Annotated in this window: 18 protein-coding genes; 8 read left to right on the top strand and 10 right to left on the bottom strand. The window is 55.5% G+C overall.

The window, feature by feature from the left end; translation table 11 throughout:
- Positions 1 to 36: 36 nt before the first annotated feature.
- The 3 genes from minE to minC are packed head-to-tail and all read right to left on the bottom strand — an operon-like array spanning position 37 to position 1,844.
- Positions 37 to 306, bottom strand: a complete 270-nt coding sequence (gene minE, locus CDA56_RS08850; protein WP_002910902.1) for a cell division topological specificity factor MinE — start codon at positions 304 to 306, stop codon at positions 37 to 39.
- A 3-nt stretch (positions 307 to 309) separates the two neighbouring features.
- Positions 310 to 1,122: a septum site-determining protein MinD gene (gene minD / locus CDA56_RS08845; protein WP_004103267.1), complete on the bottom strand. Its 813-nt coding sequence runs from the start codon at positions 1,120 to 1,122 to the stop codon at positions 310 to 312.
- A 23-nt stretch (positions 1,123 to 1,145) separates the two neighbouring features.
- A complete protein-coding gene (minC, locus tag CDA56_RS08840; RefSeq protein ID WP_004852000.1) occupies positions 1,146 to 1,844 on the bottom strand; it encodes a septum site-determining protein MinC in 699 nt (232 codons plus the stop codon).
- A 126-nt stretch (positions 1,845 to 1,970) separates the two neighbouring features.
- Here minC and CDA56_RS08835 point away from each other — a divergent pair, with 126 nt between their 5' ends.
- The 3 genes from CDA56_RS08835 to CDA56_RS08825 all read left to right on the top strand — a co-directional run bounded on the left by CDA56_RS08835 (position 1,971) and on the right by CDA56_RS08825 (position 3,470).
- A complete protein-coding gene (locus CDA56_RS08835) occupies positions 1,971 to 2,252 on the top strand; it encodes a YcgL domain-containing protein (protein WP_004138522.1) in 282 nt (93 codons plus the stop codon).
- Between the two features lie 17 nt (positions 2,253 to 2,269).
- Positions 2,270 to 2,929, top strand: a complete 660-nt coding sequence (locus CDA56_RS08830) for a fumarylacetoacetate hydrolase family protein (RefSeq protein ID WP_004851997.1) — start codon at positions 2,270 to 2,272, stop codon at positions 2,927 to 2,929.
- Between the two features lie 94 nt (positions 2,930 to 3,023).
- On the top strand, positions 3,024 to 3,470 hold the full coding sequence (locus tag CDA56_RS08825) for a YcgN family cysteine cluster protein (protein WP_064375548.1): 447 nt from the start codon (positions 3,024 to 3,026) through the stop codon (positions 3,468 to 3,470).
- Positions 3,471 to 3,478: 8 nt separating this feature from the next.
- Here the strand turns inward: CDA56_RS08825 and CDA56_RS08820 are convergent, their stop codons facing one another.
- From CDA56_RS08820 to nhaB, 3 genes are all read right to left on the bottom strand, one after another.
- Complete coding sequence (locus CDA56_RS08820) at positions 3,479 to 3,823, bottom strand: TehB family protein (protein ID WP_004103255.1); 345 nt, start codon at positions 3,821 to 3,823, stop codon at positions 3,479 to 3,481.
- 116 nt (positions 3,824 to 3,939) lie between these two features.
- Positions 3,940 to 4,470: a disulfide bond formation protein DsbB gene (gene dsbB / locus CDA56_RS08815; RefSeq protein WP_025106150.1), complete on the bottom strand. Its 531-nt coding sequence runs from the start codon at positions 4,468 to 4,470 to the stop codon at positions 3,940 to 3,942.
- Between the two features lie 128 nt (positions 4,471 to 4,598).
- Complete coding sequence (nhaB, locus tag CDA56_RS08810; protein ID WP_103814100.1) at positions 4,599 to 6,152, bottom strand: sodium/proton antiporter NhaB; 1,554 nt, start codon at positions 6,150 to 6,152, stop codon at positions 4,599 to 4,601.
- Positions 6,153 to 6,397: 245 nt separating this feature from the next.
- Here nhaB and fadR point away from each other — a divergent pair, with 245 nt between their 5' ends.
- Positions 6,398 to 7,117: a fatty acid metabolism transcriptional regulator FadR gene (gene fadR, locus CDA56_RS08805; RefSeq protein ID WP_004851987.1), complete on the top strand. Its 720-nt coding sequence runs from the start codon at positions 6,398 to 6,400 to the stop codon at positions 7,115 to 7,117.
- 59 nt (positions 7,118 to 7,176) lie between these two features.
- Here fadR and CDA56_RS08800 read toward each other — a convergent pair whose 3' ends face one another.
- Positions 7,177 to 8,709: a SpoVR family protein gene (locus tag CDA56_RS08800; protein ID WP_103814074.1), complete on the bottom strand. Its 1,533-nt coding sequence runs from the start codon at positions 8,707 to 8,709 to the stop codon at positions 7,177 to 7,179.
- 321 nt (positions 8,710 to 9,030) lie between these two features.
- On the opposite strand from CDA56_RS08800, the gene CDA56_RS08795 reads away from it, so the two are divergent.
- Entirely contained in the window at positions 9,031 to 10,329 is a 1,299-nt protein-coding gene (locus tag CDA56_RS08795) for a D-amino acid dehydrogenase (protein WP_004851984.1), read from the top strand.
- A 12-nt stretch (positions 10,330 to 10,341) separates the two neighbouring features.
- Complete coding sequence (dadX, locus tag CDA56_RS08790; protein ID WP_103814076.1) at positions 10,342 to 11,412, top strand: catabolic alanine racemase DadX; 1,071 nt, start codon at positions 10,342 to 10,344, stop codon at positions 11,410 to 11,412.
- Positions 11,413 to 11,428: 16 nt separating this feature from the next.
- Here the strand turns inward: dadX and CDA56_RS08785 are convergent, their stop codons facing one another.
- Together CDA56_RS08785 and ldcA are read right to left on the bottom strand one after the other, a co-directional pair.
- The gene (locus CDA56_RS08785; RefSeq protein ID WP_004851981.1) at positions 11,429 to 13,162 is read right to left on the bottom strand and encodes a potassium/proton antiporter; all 1,734 of its coding nucleotides are present in this window, start codon (positions 13,160 to 13,162) and stop codon (positions 11,429 to 11,431) included.
- Positions 13,163 to 13,254: 92 nt separating this feature from the next.
- Positions 13,255 to 14,169 (bottom strand): muramoyltetrapeptide carboxypeptidase, encoded by a 915-nt coding sequence (ldcA, locus tag CDA56_RS08780; protein ID WP_103814078.1) that lies wholly within the window; start codon positions 14,167 to 14,169, stop codon positions 13,255 to 13,257.
- Positions 14,170 to 14,264: 95 nt separating this feature from the next.
- On the opposite strand from ldcA, the gene emtA reads away from it, so the two are divergent.
- The gene (emtA, locus tag CDA56_RS08775; protein ID WP_009651970.1) at positions 14,265 to 14,876 is read left to right on the top strand and encodes a membrane-bound lytic murein transglycosylase EmtA; all 612 of its coding nucleotides are present in this window, start codon (positions 14,265 to 14,267) and stop codon (positions 14,874 to 14,876) included.
- Between the two features lie 104 nt (positions 14,877 to 14,980).
- Here the strand turns inward: emtA and CDA56_RS08770 are convergent, their stop codons facing one another.
- Positions 14,981 to 16,729: an alpha,alpha-trehalase gene (locus CDA56_RS08770; protein ID WP_103814080.1), complete on the bottom strand. Its 1,749-nt coding sequence runs from the start codon at positions 16,727 to 16,729 to the stop codon at positions 14,981 to 14,983.
- Positions 16,730 to 17,243: 514 nt separating this feature from the next.
- Between CDA56_RS08770 and CDA56_RS08765 the strand changes: the two genes are divergently transcribed.
- Entirely contained in the window at positions 17,244 to 18,602 is a 1,359-nt protein-coding gene (locus CDA56_RS08765) for a glycoside-pentoside-hexuronide (GPH):cation symporter (RefSeq protein ID WP_025106155.1), read from the top strand.
- The last annotated feature ends 90 nt before the right edge of the window (positions 18,603 to 18,692 follow it).

Below are 18,692 nucleotides of genomic sequence, written 5' to 3'. Positions count from 1 at the left end.
TCGCGCAGCGTTGCCGGTTTTTTTATACCTTCAGGCTCAGGACTTCGACTCTTCAGTTTCCGGCAGGGTCACGTTCAGCTCCAGAATCGAAATATCACCGTCCCTCTGCTCCAGCTGTACGCTGACCATTTCCGGGTCGATTTGCACATACTTGCAAATCACTTCGAGAATGTCTTTGCGCAGCTGCGGAAGATAGTGCGGTTCAGCGTCGCCGCGGCGGCGCTCCGCGACGATAATTTGCAGGCGCTCTTTCGCAATGTTGGCCGTGTTCTTTTTCCGCGAGAGAAAAAAGTCGAGTAATGCCATAATTTATCCTCCGAACAGGCGTTTGAGGAAACCTTTCTTCTCTTCTTCTACGAAGCGGAAAGGGCGTTCTTCTCCGAGCAGACGTTCAACGGTATCGGCATAGGCTTTACCCGCATCCGAGGCGTCATCCAGAATAACCGGTTCGCCCTGGTTAGACGCGCGCAGCACGGACTGATCTTCCGGAATCACGCCCACCAGATTGATGCGCAGAATTTCCAGCACGTCTTCCATGCTCAGCATGTCACCTTTGTTCACGCGGCCTGGGTTATAGCGCGTCAGCAGCAGATGCTCTTTAATCGGATCTTCGCCCCTTTCTGCGCGGCGGGATTTGGAGGCCAGGATGCCAAGGATACGGTCGGAGTCGCGAACGGAGGAGACTTCCGGGTTGGTGGTGATGATGGCTTCATCAGCGAAGTACAGCGCCATCAGCGCACCGGTTTCGATGCCTGCAGGGGAGTCACAGACGATAAAATCAAAATCCATTTTTTTCAGTTCTTCGAGAACTTTGTCTACGCCTTCGCGGGTCAGGGCGTCTTTGTCACGCGTCTGGGAGGCCGGAAGGATGTAGAGGTTCTCCGTGCGCTTGTCTTTAATCAGCGCCTGGTTCAACGTGGCATCGCCCTGGATGACGTTGACGAAGTCATAAACGACCCGGCGTTCACAGCCCATGATCAGATCGAGGTTACGCAGGCCGATGTCGAAGTCGATAACGACCGTTTTCTTTCCCTTCTGGGCCAAACCAGTAGCGATGGCCGCGCTGGAGGTGGTCTTGCCAACGCCTCCTTTACCCGAAGTCACAACAATAATGCGTGCCATAGAAATTCCTTGTTAAAAAGGGATTAATTCAACGATTGAATCGTCAAAGCGCTGTCGTCTAAACGTAGACGGGCCGCTTTGCCATAAAATTCGGCCGGAATGTTATCACTCAGCCAGTATTCCCCGGCGATGGAAACCAGTTCCGCCGAGAGGTTGCTGCAAAATATTTGGGCGTCTCTGTCGCCGCCGGCGCCGGCAAGCGCACGTCCCCGCATCATGCCATATACATGGATATTACCATCGGCAATAAGTTCAGCCCCGGCACTCACATGGTTTGTAACAATTAGATCACAGTGTGGCGCATAAATACGCTGACCGGAACGTACCGGCTGATCGATCAAGCGCGTTTTTGTGATCTGATTAACAGCTGGCGGCGGGGCAACGGGTTCTGGCGCGGCCTGACGGGTAATTTTTTCTTTCCCTTCGGTTAATAAAGGGATCCCGGCGCGGTCAATTTCGGTTTTCAGCCGAGGAAGTTTACATCCGCTTACGCCCATAATACGCAGACCGGTAGCCGCGATAGCCTCATGAAGAGGGCGCCAGTCGACGTCATCTTCAATGCTGCTGATATTCACCACCACGGGGGCATGACGTAAAAAGGCGGGAGCCTGGGCGATTTTGTCTTCTAACGCCTGACGAATAACCTCGGGATTTGCATCGTGCAAATGAATCACAGATAAGGTGAAGCTACTGCCCTTAAGTTCGATTGGCGTATTTGACATCCTGGCCTTACTCAATTTGCTGTTTATCACTCGCTGAAGTGCGGTGATATTCCGAAGACTAAAAGGCATGTTATAGTCACTCATATATAGAGGCAAGTGACCACAGGTCTAATTCCGAGTAAAACTATGTTTTGTGTGATCTATCGAAGTACTAAACGTGAGCAAACCTATTTATATGTCGAAAAAAAGGACGATTTCTCCCGCGTTCCTGACGAATTAATGTATAGCTTCGGTACGCCCAAACTGGCAATGATTTTACCGCTTGATGGGCGAAAAAAACTCATCCACGCCGATTTGGATAAAGTGAAACAGGCGCTGGCCGATCAGGGCTATTACCTTCAGCTCCCTCCTCCGTCTGAAAATTTACTCAAGAAACACCTGGCGGAACAGGGGAATAAATCTGATTAACCCACAGAGGGAAAACAATGTACCAACATCATAACTGGCAGGGTGCGCTACTGGATTATCCGGTAAGCAAAGTGGTGTGCGTGGGCAGCAACTACGCAAAACACATCAAGGAGATGGGCAGTGCGACGCCGGAAGAGCCGGTGCTGTTTATTAAACCTGAGACGGCGCTATGCGACATCCGCCAGCCGTTGGTGCTTCCTGAGGGGCTGGGGTCGGTGCACCACGAGGTTGAGCTGGCGGTGCTGATTGGCGGCACGCTGCGTCAGGCGACGGACGATCATGTGCTCAAAGCCATCGCCGGCTATGGCGTGGCGCTGGACCTCACCCTGCGCGATCTGCAGGGCAAAATGAAAAAAGCCGGGCAGCCGTGGGAAAAGGCGAAAGGCTTTGATAACTCCTGCCCGATTTCGGGGTTTATTCCCGCCGGCGAATTTCACGGCGACGCGCAGAATACGCCGCTGAGCCTGAAGGTAAACGGCGAGGTGCGCCAGCAGGGCACGACGGCCGACATGATTCATAAAATTGTGCCGCTGATCGCCTATATGTCGCGCTTCTTCACCCTGAAAGCCGGTGATGTGGTGCTGACCGGCACCCCGGAAGGCGTGGGGCCGCTCGCCAGCGGCGACGAGCTGGAAGTCGGTTTTAACGGGTTTTCGCTGACCACCCGCGTGCTGTAACGACCGCTTGCCGCCTTCTCCGGGCGGCAAAACTTGCATCGGCGTGCCAGACTGGTTATAAGGTGCACCCTGAACTGCAATGACGGACATCCCAATGAGCGAACAACCTTTCTGGCAATACAAAACACTGGATGAAATGAGCGATGCGGAGTGGGAATCACTTTGCGACGGCTGCGGACAGTGCTGCCTGCATAAGCTGATGGATGAGGATACCGACGAAATCTACTTCACCAACGTAGCCTGCCGTCAGCTTAATATCAAAACCTGCCAGTGCCGTAACTATGAGCGCCGTTTCGAATATGAACCGGACTGCATTAAGCTCACCCGCGACAACCTGCCTACGTTTGAATGGCTGCCGCCGACCTGCGCCTATCGTCTGCTGGCGGAAGGTCAACCGCTGCCGCACTGGCACCCGCTGTTAACCGGTTCGAAGGCGGCGATGCATGGCGAACGCATCTCGGTTCGCCATATTGCTGTGAAAGAATCCACGGTGGTTGACTGGCAGGATCATATCCTGAATAAACCAGACTGGGCGCAGTAGGCGCTCAGTTAGCCTTTCTTCGCGTGGAATAGCCCGCTTTCACCGTCGGCGTCATCTGCAACCCAAAAGTTAATATTGAACTGCGCGTCGTCGCTAAGCTCAATGCGGTGCCAGTACTGCGGCGGGCTGGTCGCGAACTGTCCGGCGTTGATAACGACCTTTGCTTCAGGCTCTGTCGCCTGTTCGTCGGCGAAACCATAATAGGTTACCGTACCTTCCATCACGCAAAGCTGGCCGAAAACACCCGCAGCGGTGTTGTGGTGCGTCAGCAGAGCGGCAGGGACGTTCTGTTTGGTAAAGAATGGAGTGGAGCGTTTTACCTTCCAGCTAGCGGGAATACGCAAATGAGACATCATGTGCTCCTTAGTTAACATCGATAAGTTGCATTTAATATGCAACTTTATGTGACCGACGTCAACGTGCAGGCAAAAAAAACGCTCCCGGAGGAGCGCTTTATCAGCAATCGTTCTTAGCGACCAAACAGATCGCGCTTTTTAGGTTTAAACGGCTGTGCGATAAGCACCAGCGCGCCGACAACCAGATAGGCGGCGAAGATCCCGACCAGCCACTGCGGCATTTCCAGCGTCAGGAATTCCCACTGGCGTACGGAGCAGTCACCGGTTGCGACAAATACCTGAGGCAGCCATTTATCCAGCGGCAGCCACGTGGGGAAACGAGCGGCGAAATCGCAGGTCTGGAAGGGGGAAGGGTGAAGCTGAATCATGGTGTGTTCCCATGCCAGCTGCAGCCCGCGCAGGGCGCTGTAGAGCCAGATAAGGATCGCCACATAGCGCAGAGGCGATTTTGGCGCGATGGCGCCGACAATACCGGCACCCATAATGCCAAAAAGCGCGCAGCGTTCGTAAATACAGAGTACGCAGGGTTGCAGCAGCATGACGTGCTGGAACCACAAAGCAACCAATTCAAGAACAAACGCGGTAAGCGCCATCAGGAGCCAGGCACCGCGTCCCCTTGAGCACTGGTTTAAATATCGCAACATAATCATTTCCCTGGAACATGCTAAATCATGGCAGTGTAAACGAAAACCGAAGCGACGCCAGCAGCTAGTCTGAAAATATTACGTAAGCGAATATGGAATACCCGGATTTTTGATCCGGGTATTGCTTTTTACTTCAGCAGCTGAGGCGTCACCAGCCAACCCTGCTCCAGCATCCACTGGGTCGCCGGCATCAAGGTAAACTCGACGCACGCCAGGCCCACCAGGGTCAGGACGAGAGTATACGGCAGCGCCATCCACACCATACGGCCATAGGAGAGGCGAATCAGCGGGGCCAGCGCGGAGGTGAGCAGGAACAGAAACGCGGCCTGACCGTTCGGCGTGGCGACGGATGGCAGGTTAGTACCGGTATTAATGGCCACCGCCAGCAGCTCAAACTGCGGCAGGCCGATCGTCCCATGCTCCAGGGCCGTCTTCACTTCGTTGATGTACACGGTGCCAACGAAGACGTTATCCGAAATCGACGATAGCAGGCCGTTAAACAGATAGAACAGCGATAGCTGGGCGTGCGGCGAGGCCTGGAGAACAAATTCGATCACCGGGGCAAACAGGTGCTGATCGATGATCACCGCCACGACGGCAAAAAAGACCGTCAGCAGCGCGGTAAACGGCAGCGCTTCGGTAAACGCTTTGCCGATGGCGTGTTCGTCGGTGACGCCGGAAAAAGTCGTTGCCAGAATGATGACCGACAGGCCAATCAGGCCGACTTCCGCCAGATGCAGCGCCAGCGCAACGATCAGCCAGACGCCAATAACCCCCTGAGCGATAAGGCGCAGGCGATCCTGACGGCTGCGGCTCTGACGGCTACGATCGTCGAAATCCTGTAGCACTTTGCGCACCGTAGGCGGCAGCGGTTCGCCGTAGCCAAACAGGCGGAATTTCTCCAGCAGCAGGCAGGTGAGCAGGCCGCATACCAGCACCGGTAAGCTTACCGGCAGCATGCGTATGAAGAATTCACCGAAGTGCCAGCCCGCGGCTTTGGCGATAATCAGGTTCTGCGGCTCGCCGACCATCGTCATTACGCCGCCGAGCGCGGTGCCGACCCCGGCGTGCATCATCAGGCTGCGCAAGAAGCCGCGAAACTGCTCCAGAACATCGCGATAGTGCTGCTCGATATGGCTGTCGTCGAGCATGTTGTCATCGTCCGGCCGCGCCGAAGCGGCTTTGTGATAAATACCGTAGAAGCCAACGGCCACGCTGATCACGACGGCGACAACGGTCAACGCGTCGAGAAAGGCGGAGAGGAAAGCGGACGCGACGCAAAACGCCAGCGACAGCAGCATCTTGCTGCGAATGCCGAGCAGCAAACGGGTGAAGATGAACAGCAGCAGCTGCTTCATGAAGTAGATACCCGCCACCATAAACATCAGCAGCAGCAGGACTTCAAGATTACTGGCCACTTCTTCGCGAATATGCTCGGGCGTGGTCATACCGATAAATACCGCTTCAATAGCCAGCAGGCCGCCCGGCAGCAGCGGATAACATTTAAGCGCCATCGCCAGGGTGAAGATAAATTCGATAACCAGCAGCCATCCGGCAATAAACGGATGAAGATAAAAGACCAGCGGATTAACGATCAGGAAAATGATGAGAGTGAGTTTGTACCAGTCCGGGGACTGACCAAGAAAGTTGCGCCACAGGGCGCGGCCATACGACATTTCCACGACAGACATCCTTTCTCCGTCAAATTCTGAAACATGATTTTATGCGTAACTATACGCAAGATTACCAGTTGCGCAAAACGAGACGCAACTTTCTTCGCATCACGTTCTTTAGCCACAGAAAGTGTGAAATGAAAAGTTGAAAATGAAACGGCGATCCCTTTTTAATTACTTTCTGGCGCTATCTGCCTTATGGCCGCTCTGGTATGATGAGTCGAATAGCAACGCTGTGTAATGGAAATCTTATTATGGTCATTAAGGCGCAAAGCCCTGCGGGTTTCGCTGAAGAGTACATCATTGAAAGTATCTGGAATAACCGCTTCCCTCCTGGTTCAATTCTTCCCGCTGAACGTGAACTTTCTGAACTGATTGGTGTTACCCGTACAACCTTACGTGAAGTGTTGCAGCGTCTGGCCCGCGATGGCTGGTTAACCATTCAGCACGGTAAGCCTACCAAAGTGAACAACTTCTGGGAAACGTCAGGTCTGAATATTCTCGAAACCCTCGCGCGTCTCGATCACGACAGCGTTCCGCAGCTGATTGATAATCTGCTGTCCGTGCGTACCAATATTTCGACTATTTTTATCCGCACCGCTTTCCGTCAGCACCCGGATAAGGCGCTGGAGGTTCTGGCGAGCGCGCGTGAAATTGAAGACCACGCCGATGCGTTTGCCGAGCTGGATTATAATATCTTCCGCGGTCTGGCCTTTGCTTCAGGTAACCCTATCTACGGCCTGATCCTCAACGGGATGAAAGGTCTGTACACCCGCATAGGTCGTCACTATTTTGCCAACCCGGAAGCGCGTAGCCTGGCGCTCGGCTTCTATCATCAGCTGGCGAAAGTATGTGAAGAAGGGCTTCATGAACAGGTTTATGAAATCGTTCGCCGCTACGGGCATGACAGCGGGGAGATTTGGCATCGTATGCAGAAGAATTTGCCGGGTGACCTGGCGATTAATATGCGCTAGACCCCGCCCACGAATAAACAACGCCCGGTGCTGTCACCGGGCGTTTTGCTGTTTACGCGCTACAGCGGATTGGGCCGCGGCGGCGTACGTTCCAGCAGCTCAACGCTACCATCGGCGTTTTGCTGCTCCAGAAGAACGTCAAATCCCCACAGGCGGTGGACGTGCTTCAGCACCTCGCGGCGTCCTTTATCCAGCGGCACGCGGTTGTGCGGCACGTAGCGCAGGGTGAGCGAACGGTCGCCGCGCAGATCCACATTCCATACCTGAATGTTCGGCTCGAGGTTGCTCAGGTTGTACTGCGCTGAAAGCTTCGAACGAATCTCACGATATCCCTCTTCATTATGAATGGCGGATATTTCCAGATAGTTGTTGTGATCGTCATCGAGCACGGTAAAGAAGCGGAAATCGCGCATGATTTTCGGCGACAGGAACTGGCTGATAAAGCTTTCATCCTTGAAATCGCGCATGGCGAAGTGCAGGGTTTCGAGCCAGTCGGATCCGGCAATATCCGGGAACCAGTACCTGTCCTCTTCCGTCGGCGACTGACAAATACGTTTGATATCCTGGAACATGGCGAAACCCAGCGCATAGGGGTTAATGCCGCTATACCACTTGCTGTTATAGGGCGGCTGGAACACCACGTTGGTGTGGCTGTGCAGAAACTCCAGCATAAAGCGCTCGGTGACTTTTCCTTCATCATAAAGATGATTCAGGATGGTGTAGTGCCAGAAGGTCGCCCAGCCTTCGTTCATCACCTGAGTCTGCTTCTGTGGATAAAAATACTGGCTGACCTTACGCACGATACGCAGGATCTCACGCTGCCATGGCTCCAGCAGGGGCGCGTTTTTCTCCATAAAGTAGAGCAGGTTTTCCTGCGGCTCAGAGGGATAGCGGCGTGCCGCTTCAATGGTCTTTTCCTCTTCGCGCTTCGGCAGGGTGCGCCACAGCATATTCACCTGGCTTTGCAGATACTCTTCCCGGCTTTTTTGCCGCGCCTTTTCCTCCTGCAGCGAGATTTTCTGCGGGCGTTTATAGCGGTCAACGCCGTAGTTCATCAAGGCGTGGCAGGAGTCGAGCAGCTTCTCGACTTCATCAACGCCGTAGCGCTCTTCACATTCGGTGATGTATTTACGCGCGAAGATGAGATAGTCGATGATGGAGCTGGCGTCGGTCCAGCTGCGAAAGAGGTAGTTATTTTTGAAAAACGAGTTGTGCCCATAGCAGGCGTGCGCCATCACCAGCGCCTGCATGGTGATGGTGTTCTCTTCCATCAAATAGGCGATACAGGGGTTGGAGTTAATGACGATTTCATAGGCCAGCCCCTGTTGCCCGTGCTTATAGGCCTGTTCGGTCTCAATGAATTTTTTACCAAACGACCAGTGCGGATAGTTAATCGGCATCCCGACGCTGGAGTAGGCATCCATCATCTGTTCGGAAGTAATGACTTCGATTTGGTGCGGATAGGTGTCAAGACGATACAGCTTCGCCACCCGATCGACTTCTGCCAGATAGGTCTCCAGCAGCTCAAAAGTCCAGTCGGGTCCATCGCTTAAACGGGTTGTGTCCTTGTTCATGGAATCAATCGTAGCCATTAGCGCGCCCTCGTTGTTGATGGTTCTCTCTGTACGGAAAACCTCTTAACAAGCATAGAACACGGCGTCGCAAACTGCGTGCATCCGCATTTTCTTTTCTTCGCGATTTCACAATCTTAAAGGCGTTGTTTTACGGTTTAAACAGGATTTTATTCTGTAGAAAAATGAGGCGCAGCAGGAGATGGTAAACCGACGGGGGCAGTGCTGGCGCAGAACCCTGTGAGATAAGTCACCATAAATAAAGCGTATGTTGAATAATATTTTCATCTGAGTTATCAATTTGTAATCAGATGATTGTTCTTTAACGATTACGGAGCCGCTATGCGCGTCGTCATACTGGGAAGTGGGGTAGTTGGAGTCGCTAGCGCCTGGTACTTAAGCCAGGCAGGACATGAAGTGACGGTTATCGATCGTCAGCCGGGGCCAGCCGAAGAGACCAGCGCCGCTAACGCCGGGCAGATCTCTCCCGGCTACGCTGCGCCGTGGGCGGCGCCGGGAGTACCGTTGAAGGCGATTAAGTGGATGTTCCAGCGCCACGCGCCGCTGGCTATCGGGCTGGATGGCACGCCGTTCCAGCTGAAATGGATGTGGCAGATGCTGCGCAACTGCGACACTCGCCACTATATGGAAAACAAAGGGCGTATGGTGCGCCTGGCGGAGTACAGCCGCGACTGCCTGAAGGCGCTGCGCGAGAGCACCGGTATCCAGTATGAAGGCCGGCAGGGCGGCACGCTGCAGCTTTTCCGCACCGACAAGCAGTTCGAAAACGCGACCCGCGATATCGCGGTACTGCAGGAGGCGGGCGTGCCTTACCAGCTGCTGGAGGCAAACCGCCTGCTGGACGTTGAACCGGCGCTGGCGGAAGTGAGCCATAAACTGACGGGCGGTTTACGTTTACCTAATGATGAAACCGGCGACTGCCAGCTTTTCACCACGCGTCTGGCCCTGATGGCGGAACAGGCGGGCGTGACTTTCCGTTTTAATACACCGGTGGATGAACTGCTCTATGAAGGGGATCTCATCTCCGGCGTGAAGTGCGGCGCTGAAATCATCAAAGCCGACGCTTACGTGATGGCATTCGGATCATATTCGACGGCCATGCTGAAAGGGCTGGTGGATATTCCGGTCTACCCGCTGAAAGGCTATTCGCTAACGATTCCGATCGCGGAAGAAGACGGCGCGCCGGTTTCGACTATCCTTGATGAAACCTACAAAATCGCCATCACCCGTTTCGACAGGCGTATTCGCGTTGGCGGAATGGCGGAAATTGTTGGATTTAATAAAGAACTGCTGCAGCCGCGGCGTGAAACCCTGGAGATGGTGGTGCGCGATCTGTTCCCGCGCGGCGGCCACGTTGAACAGGCAACCTTCTGGACCGGACTGCGTCCGATGACCCCGGACGGTACGCCGGTGGTGGGCCGCACGGCGTATAAAAATCTGTGGCTCAACACCGGCCACGGCACGCTGGGATGGACCATGGCCTGCGGTTCAGGCCAGCTGATCAGCGATCTGATCTCCGGGCGTACGCCGGCGATCCCGTATGACGATCTTGCCGTCGCCCGCTACGGCCGCGGCTTTACGCCGGCCCGCGCTCAGCATCTGCATGGCGTTCACAATTAACAAGGAGCTTTCATGTCTCGTCCTGTAAAGGCCAGCATTGATATGTCAGCCTTACGCCAGAATCAACACATTGTTCGTCGCGCGGCGCCCGGCTCGCGCCTGTGGGCGGTGGTCAAAGCCAATGCTTATGGCCACGGCCTGGCAAGGGTCTGGAACGCGCTGAGCGCCGCGGACGGTTTCGCGATGCTCAATCTTGAAGAGGCGATCCTGCTGCGCGAGCTCGGCTGGAAAGGGCCGATACTGATGCTGGAAGGTTTCTTCCATGCCGATGAGCTGGCGCTGTTTGATAAATACCGATTGACTACCAGCGTGCACAGTAACTGGCAAATCAAGGCGCTGCAGCAGGCGAAGCTGCACGCGCCCCTCGATATTTACGTCAAGGTGAATAGCGGGATGAATCGGCTGGGTTTTATGCCGGACCGTTTGCACATCGTCTGGCAGCAGCTGCGAGCGCTCGGTAACGTCAGCGAAATGACGTTAATGTCGCATTTCGCCGAAGCGGAAAACCCGGACGGCATTGTCGAGCCGATGCGGCGCATTGAGCAGGCGGCGGAAGGGCTGGATTGCCCGCGCTCGCTGGCGAACTCGGCGGCAACCTTGTGGCATCCGGAGTCGCATTTTAACTGGGTGAGGCCGGGGATCGTGCTGTACGGCGCCTCGCCTTCCGGCCTGTGGCAGGACGTGGCCAACACCGGGCTGAAACCGGTGATGACGCTAAGCAGCGAAATTATTGCCGTACAGAACCTGAAAGCCGGTGAAGCGGTCGGCTACGGCGCAACCTGGCGCACGGCGGAGGAGCGGCGTATCGGCATCGTTGCCTGCGGCTATGCTGATGGTTACCCGCGGCTGGCGCCGAGCGGTACGCCGGTGCTGGTTGACGGCATACGCACCGTGACGGTCGGGCGCATCTCAATGGATATGCTGACCGTGGATTTGACCCCATGCCCGCAGGCAGGGATCGGCGCGCCGGTTGAGCTGTGGGGCAAAGAGATCAAAATTGACGATGTCGCGGCCGCCTGCGGCACCGTCGGATATGAATTAATGTGCGCGCTCGCGCCGCGCGTACCGGTTGTGACGGTGTAACTTAGCCTGAGGCGGATCACTCCGCCTCATCTTCCGCCATCCGTACGCCAACCCGCAGTACGTGATCCTCTTCTTTTTCCGCCACCGTCCACACCATCCCGGCAAATTCCACCTGGTCGCCGACCACCGGGGCGGCGCCTAACAGGTGCTGTATGACGTCACCCAGCGACTGCTGGCGATCGCGAAACTCTTCTCCCCCGTCAATGCCGTAAATCTGCGCGACGTCGGCAAATCTGGCACTGGCATCGAGAATAAAATCACCGAAGAAGCGCTGATCCAGCGCCACCGGCGGCGACTGGCTGAACAGTTTACCCAGCGCGGGCAGGTCACGTTCGCGGCCAATCACGCAGAGAATATCGCCTTCCAGCAGCCGGGTACTGCCGGTAGGGTGCAGGAGTACGTTGTCGCGAAACAGCGCGGCAATCCGCGTCTCCGGCGGCATATGCAGGTCGCGCAGCGCCGCGCCGACGCACCATTTTTCGGCGCTAAGCTGGTACACGAACTGCTCCCACGGGTTTTCCGGATGGATATCCAGCCCGACGCGGGAGATGGGCGAGCCGACCGGCGGCACCACCACTTTGGCTTTCTTCGCCGCCCAGGAGAGTGAGGTCCCCTGTAACAGCAGCGAGACCAGCACCACGAAGAAGGCCACGTTAAAGAACAACCGCGCATTCTCCAGGCCCGCCATCATCGGGAAGACGGCGAGAATAATCGGCACCGCGCCGCGCAGGCCCACCCAGCTGATAAATATCCGCTCGCGCAGGTTGAAGCCGCGAAACGGCAGCAGACCGGCAAACACCGACAGCGGACGGGCGATAAAGATCATCCACATCGACAGAATGAGCGCCGGGATGGCGATAGGCCACAGGTCGGACGGGGTGACCAGCAGGCCGAGCACCAGGAACATGGCGATCTGCGCCAGCCACGCCAGGCCGTCGAAGTTTTGCAGGATACCGTGGCGGTTGCGAATCGGCCGGTTGCCGAGCAGGAATCCGCACAGGTAGACCGCGAGGATGCCGCTGCCGTCCAGCGAGGTGGTGGCGGCGAAAATCATGATCCCGCCGCTCAGCGCCAGCAGAGGATAAAGCCCGGCCGGCAGCACAATGCGATTAATCATCTGCAGCAGCAGATAGCCGCCGCCGAGGCCGATAGCGATACCCAACCCGAATTGCTGCACGATATGCACCGCGAACATCCAGCTCAGGCCGGTCTCGTGCTGCTGAATCATCTCGATAAGGGTAATGGTCAGGAACACCGCCATCGGATCGTTGCTGCCGGATTCAATTTCCAGCGTCGAGCCGACACGTTCGTTCAGCCCTTTACCGCCGAGGAGTGAGAACACCGCCGCGGCATCGGTTGAGCCGACGATAGCGCCGATCAGCAGCCCTTCAATCAGGTTGAGATGAAACAGCCAGGCCGCCATCAGTCCGGTCAGAGCCGAGGTGATCAGCACCCCGACCGTGGCGAGCGAGAGGGCGGGCCACAGCGCCACGCGAAAAGAGCTGGCCTGAGTGCGCATCCCGCCGTCAAGCAGGATAACCGCCAGCGCCAGGTTGCTCACCATGTAGGCGAAAGGGTAGTTGTCAAACGGAATGCCGCCGATACCGTCAATGCCCGCCAGCATCCCAATCGCCAGGAAGATAACCAGAATCGGGATGCCGAGGCGTGAGGAAAAGGAACTTAATAAAATACTACAGGTTACTAAAACAGAACCCAGGATAAACAGACTGATGACCGCAGCGGCGTCCAATGTTGACGTACTCCTTACCGGCGTGAAGATAAATTAAAAACTACACCATTTTAACAATCTGACGCCGATCGGGATATGCGTTAGAGGAATTTTTATTCCGCCAGAACCGGGTGGTCGCTGATGCTTAACGTGGTGATGGATGCGTTGTTGACCAGCAATGCTCTGGCGCCAAGCGGCAGGGTGACCGTACGCTGCTCGTGACCGAAATCCAGGCCGCTGATGACCGGAATGTTAAGCTGCTGGCGAAGGTAGTCGTATACCATCGGCAGATCGTATCCGGCATCGTAGTCGTTGGCGTTTGCGCCGGTAAAACTGCCGAGGATAATCGCCCGCTGGCGCGCGAGAATACCGCTGTTGAGTAGCTGTAATAGCATGCGTTCGACGCGGAACGGGTGTTCGTTAATATCTTCCACCACCAGAATTCCGTCGCTAATCTGCGGCATCCACGGAGTGCCAATAAGCGAAGTCAGCATCGCCAGGTTGCCGCCCCACAGCGTGCCGTCGGCGCGACAGTCCGGGCCTTCACCGTGCCATTCGAGCGTAAACGCCGGGTTGCGCAGCGCCTGCCAGAAATGGTGCTCGGTAAATTCGTTCAGCGTTTCAGCGCCGAAGTTTCCCGCCAGCATCGGCCCGCTAAAAGTGATTATGCTACCCTTTGCCAGCAGCCCCAGCTGGATGGCGGTGAAATCGCTGTGGCCGCAAATAAGCAGCGGATCCTGCTGCTGGCGGGCGATCAGCGCCTGCCAGTCAATCTGCGGCAGCAGGCGAGTCGCGCCGTAGCCGCCGCGTACCGCCAGCACGATGCGGTTTTTACCGGCGAGGGCGGCGAGCTGGTTGATATCGGCAAGGCGTTCATTCTCAGTTCCGGCAAAGCGCAGCGCCCGGCGGGGAATGACTTCCTGGTGCGCGACCTGGTGCCCGGCCTCCTGCAGACGCTGCACGCCGCGATACGCCGCCTCTTGGTTGATGCAGTAACCGGAAGGGGCGACGAGATAAAACTGAGACATGACAATTCCTTGCTAAGAATGAAAGGGTTATCATGCCGCCTGGAGCGTTTATTGTCATCTCCGTGCGGCAAACTTCAGCCAATAAGGATAGATGTGTGAAATTGAGATGGTGTGTTTTTTTATGTGTATTGTTGGCCGGTTGTAGTTCAAAACACGATTATCGTAACCCGCCGTGGAACCCGGAAGTCCCGGTTAAGCGGGCGATGCAGTGGATGCCAATCAGCGAAAAAGCCGGTGCGGCGTGGGGCGTCGATCCCCAGCTGATTACCGCCATCATCGCCATTGAGTCCGGCGGTAACCCGACGGTGGTCAGCAAATCCGGCGCGGTTGGCCTGATGCAGCTGAAGCCCTCGACCTCCGGTCGCGATGTTTACCGGCGGATGGGCTGGAGCGGGGATCCTTCGGTGAGCGAGCTGAAGAATCCCGAGCGCAATATTTCGATGGGGGCGGCCTACCTCAGCATCCTCGAAAACGGTCCGCTGGCGGGGATTAAAGACCCGCAGGTGATGCGCTATGCGGTGGTGGTGTCCTATGCCAACGGCGCGGGCGCGCTGCTGCGGACGTTCTCGTCCAATCGCCAGGATGCGATTGAAGAGATTAACGATATGGACGCCGATGATTTCTTTGAGCACGTGGTGAAAAAGCACCCGGCACCGCAGGCGCCGCGCTATATCTGGAAGCTGCAGAAGGCGCTGGACGCCATGTAAAGGGCGCTCCCCGCAGGCTCAGCTTGCCGGGGAGCCATCGGCCCGGCCGATTCTGGAACTGCACATTGATAAAGACGCGCGGCGGGCCCCCGCCGCGCGGAGGTTTACGGCGCGACTTTTTTCTCCTCTACCGCAGCCGGCTGCTGAGCGGCAGGCTGCGCCGAGACGTCCGCCGCTTTGCCGTTGTCGTCATTCGCCGCCGGGCGCGCGGTGGGGACGGAGTCACACGGCTTCTCTTTCGGACACACCAGGTCCAGCATCTTCAGGGTGACGCCGTTGGTCCAGCCAAAGCCGTCCTGTAGCGGATACTCTCCGCCACCGCCGCCTGTTCCGGTCGAGCTGACATCATATTTTTCCACCAGCTTCTGTTCGCTGTTGTAGGTGTGCTGAACGTTGCTGAGGAACCGCCAGCTCACCTCCATTGCGATTTTCTGCTGGCCATACTTTTGCAGGCCTTCAGCGGCAACCCACTGCAGCGGCGCCCAGCCGTTCGGCGCATCCCACTGCTGGCCGCTATTGACGGTCGTGGTGGTCAGGCCGCCGGGCTTGAGCAGTCGCGCTTCGGTGGCGGCGGCGACCTTCGCGGCGCGTTCGCTGGAGGCGGCGTTGACGTACAGCGGGAACAGCGCCGCGGCGGTCAGCTGATTGCGCACCTTATGACTTTTCAGATCGTAATCGGCGTACCAGCCCTCTTTATCGTTCCACAGATATTTCTCCAGCGCTTTCTGACGGGCGTTGGCTAATGCGTCATACTGCGCGGATTTAGCGCTATCCCCTGCCGCTTTACTGGCGCGGGCGATGGTTTTTTCCATGTGGAACATCAGCGAGTTCAGATCGACCGGAACAATCGAGGTGGTGCGGATGGTGCCGAGCTGCTGCGGGTTATCCATCCAGCGGGAGCTGAAGTCCCAGCCGGATGCCGCGGCGGAGCGCAGATCGCGGTAGATTTCAGTGGCCGGGCGGTTGGGATTGTTTTTGGCGGTTGTGACGTCGTCCAGCCAGGATTCCGGACGCGGCGTGTCGTTATCGTCCCAGTAGCGGTTGAGCAGGGCACCGTCGGCCATTCGCACCACGCGCTTACTGGCGCTGCCGGGCTCAAGCGCCTCAGCGCCATCCATCCAGTACTGGTACTCTTTCTCCATCTGCGGCAGCCATTTTTTGAGCGCCTCATCGCCCTCGTGCGTGGCCAGCAGTTCAACCATAAACGGGAAGAACGGCGGCTGCGAGCGGCTCAGATAGTAGGTGCGGTTGCCGTTGGGAATATGGCCCCAGGCGTCGATCTCCGCGGCGAAGTTGGTCACCATATCTTCAATTTTATCCCAGTGGCCGCTCTCAGCGAGACCGAGCATGGTGAAGTAGCTGTCCCAGTAATAGACTTCGCGAAAGCGTCCGCCGGGCACCACGTAGGGCTTTGGCAGCGGCAGCAGCGAATCCCATTTTTCGACGTCGACGGTACTGCGGGTCAGTACGGGCCATAATCCGTTGATATGCTGGCGCAGCGTTTGTCCTTTTGGCGGAACGTACTGGTCGTTTTCGCGAGGCAGGGTAAAGTTGAGTTCGACGAAGTGCCGCAAATCAAAGCCGGTCTGGCTTTTCTGCATACGATAATCGGCAAGGATCATCAGCGGGTCGCCGTTCGGAATGGCGTCAGCAAACGTTTTCTGGTCAGAAAAAAGTTTCGCGCTTTGCACATCGTTAAATAGCGGACCGAGCAGGATATCGGGTGATTGCGGGGTGGGACGGGTTTCTTCAGCCTGAGCCGTCAACGTCGCCAGGGCGACAAACGCGCCCCCTAGCGCCAGACGAAGAGCAAAAGGCAGGGTAGCGGGGCGACGGGAAACGGGACTCGTCATAGATTGTTCTCCTTATCATTGCAGACTATGTGCCACTGCATTCGGCCATCAGAAAACCTTAGACGAATATCCGCCGCTGCGCGTGTCCGAGGTAACATTTTAAGTGAAAACAGAGTATTTACCGGGCACTGCTCTGTTCCGCACCGACAAAATATTGGCGGTTAAAACAGCGCTGTCTTGTAGGGTACTTCGGGGGATATTTTCGCTGAATATCTGGCAATTGATAAAAAACATAATCCGCGAATAAGAAAAATAAATAGACAAGCGGCATGGTATTCCTATATGGCATTTTTATCTGCTCATCCCTGTCGCCTGAAAAAAGTTAGCGAAGTATTAAAACATGTGATCTGCCAAACAAAAAAACGGGTTCTAATACCATTGAAGGCTGACAGGATCACATAAATAAAAAAACATAAATAATTAATAAAAAAACATAATGGCATCTGTAGGAGAGAAAAGTAAAAAATGCAGACATTACAGAAACCGGTTTCATTTTTTCGTAAAGGAGTGATGTATGTCTGCTGGCGACAAAATTTCTGTCAGAGAAAAAGTAGGTTACAGCCTGGGGGACGCAGCGAGCCATATTGTATTTGACTCCTCCGTTGCCATCTTAGCCTACTTCTATACCGATATTTATGGTCTACCGCCCGCCGTGATGGGGACGATGTTTTTGCTGGTTCGTCTGCTGGATGCGATTACCGATCCGATTATGGGGGCGATTGCGGATGCCACCTCAACCCGCTGGGGGCGCTTCCGTCCGTGGCTGCTGGCTATCTGCGTACCTTTTGCCGTGAGCTGCGTGCTGGTTTACTCCATACCGTCTTTCTCCGACTCGGGGAAAGTGGTTTATGCGGTTGCGGCATATATATTTATGACATTGATGTACACCGCCATTAATATTCCTTACTGCTCACTGGGTGCGGCGCTGACTTCCGATCCGCGTGAAAGCCTCTCTCTGCAATCCTGGCGTTTTGCCATCACGCCGATTGGCGGCGCGCTGGGTACCGCGTTTATTTTACCGCTGGCTGATCTTCTTTATCCTGGCGATCGGGCGACGGGTATTCAGGTCTCCATGGCGATATTTGGCGTTATCGGCTGCCTGATGTTTGTCGTCTGTTTCGCGACCACTAAAGAGCGCGTCCAGCCGATCAAAGAAGAAAATCTGAATATTGCCCGCGATGTGAAAATTCTTTTCCGCAACGATCAGTGGCGTATTCTCTCCGTTTACAACTTTATGATGCTGGTTGCCGTGGTGATTCGCGGCGGGGCGGTGGTATATTACGTCAATAGCGTACTGAATAAAGGTGCGGACGTTATTACAATATTCATGCTCGGCGGGATGTTTGCCTCCATGCTGGGTTCGGTGCTGGCAAAACCGTTTGGTACGCGTTTCTGTAAGGTCAGACTCTCTTTCTGGATTAATCTCGTCACCGCTGCGCTGGGCGTCGTATGCTTTATGGTGCCGGTACAATATTGGGTGCTGGTGCTCGGCGTGCATATTCTGATCTCCATTATTCAGGGCGGCAACGGCGCGCTACAGTGGTCAATGATAACCGACGTTAATAACTATGGTGAATGGAAAACCCAGCGTCGTATCACTGGAATGAACGTCGCGGCGAATATTTTTGTGATTAAGCTCGGTGTAGCCGTTGGTGGTGCGATTCTTGGATGGGTGCTGGCTTACTACCATTACGCGGCTAACACCACGGTGCAACCAGCCTCTGCGGTACATGGCGTAGTGCTATTGTTCACCCTGGTACCGTCAATTTTCTATGTTCTTACCGCAGTCTCTATTAAATTCTATGGCTTAACAGAAAATAGAATGAATGGCATTGTTGATGATTTGAAAAAAGGAACTTTTGCCGAGTCCTGAAAATAACAGAATAACACTTGTGGCGTTGTGAATTCATCTTCACATAGCCACAGGTGTATCCTGAATGAAATAAACAATAATTAATTTAGG

The sequence above is a fragment of the Klebsiella michiganensis genome (genome assembly GCF_002925905.1).
Classification (GTDB): Bacteria; Pseudomonadota; Gammaproteobacteria; order Enterobacterales; family Enterobacteriaceae; genus Klebsiella; species Klebsiella michiganensis.
The sequence above is the reverse complement of the archived record's forward strand: the minus strand, read 5'-3'. Positions and strand labels throughout refer to the sequence as shown.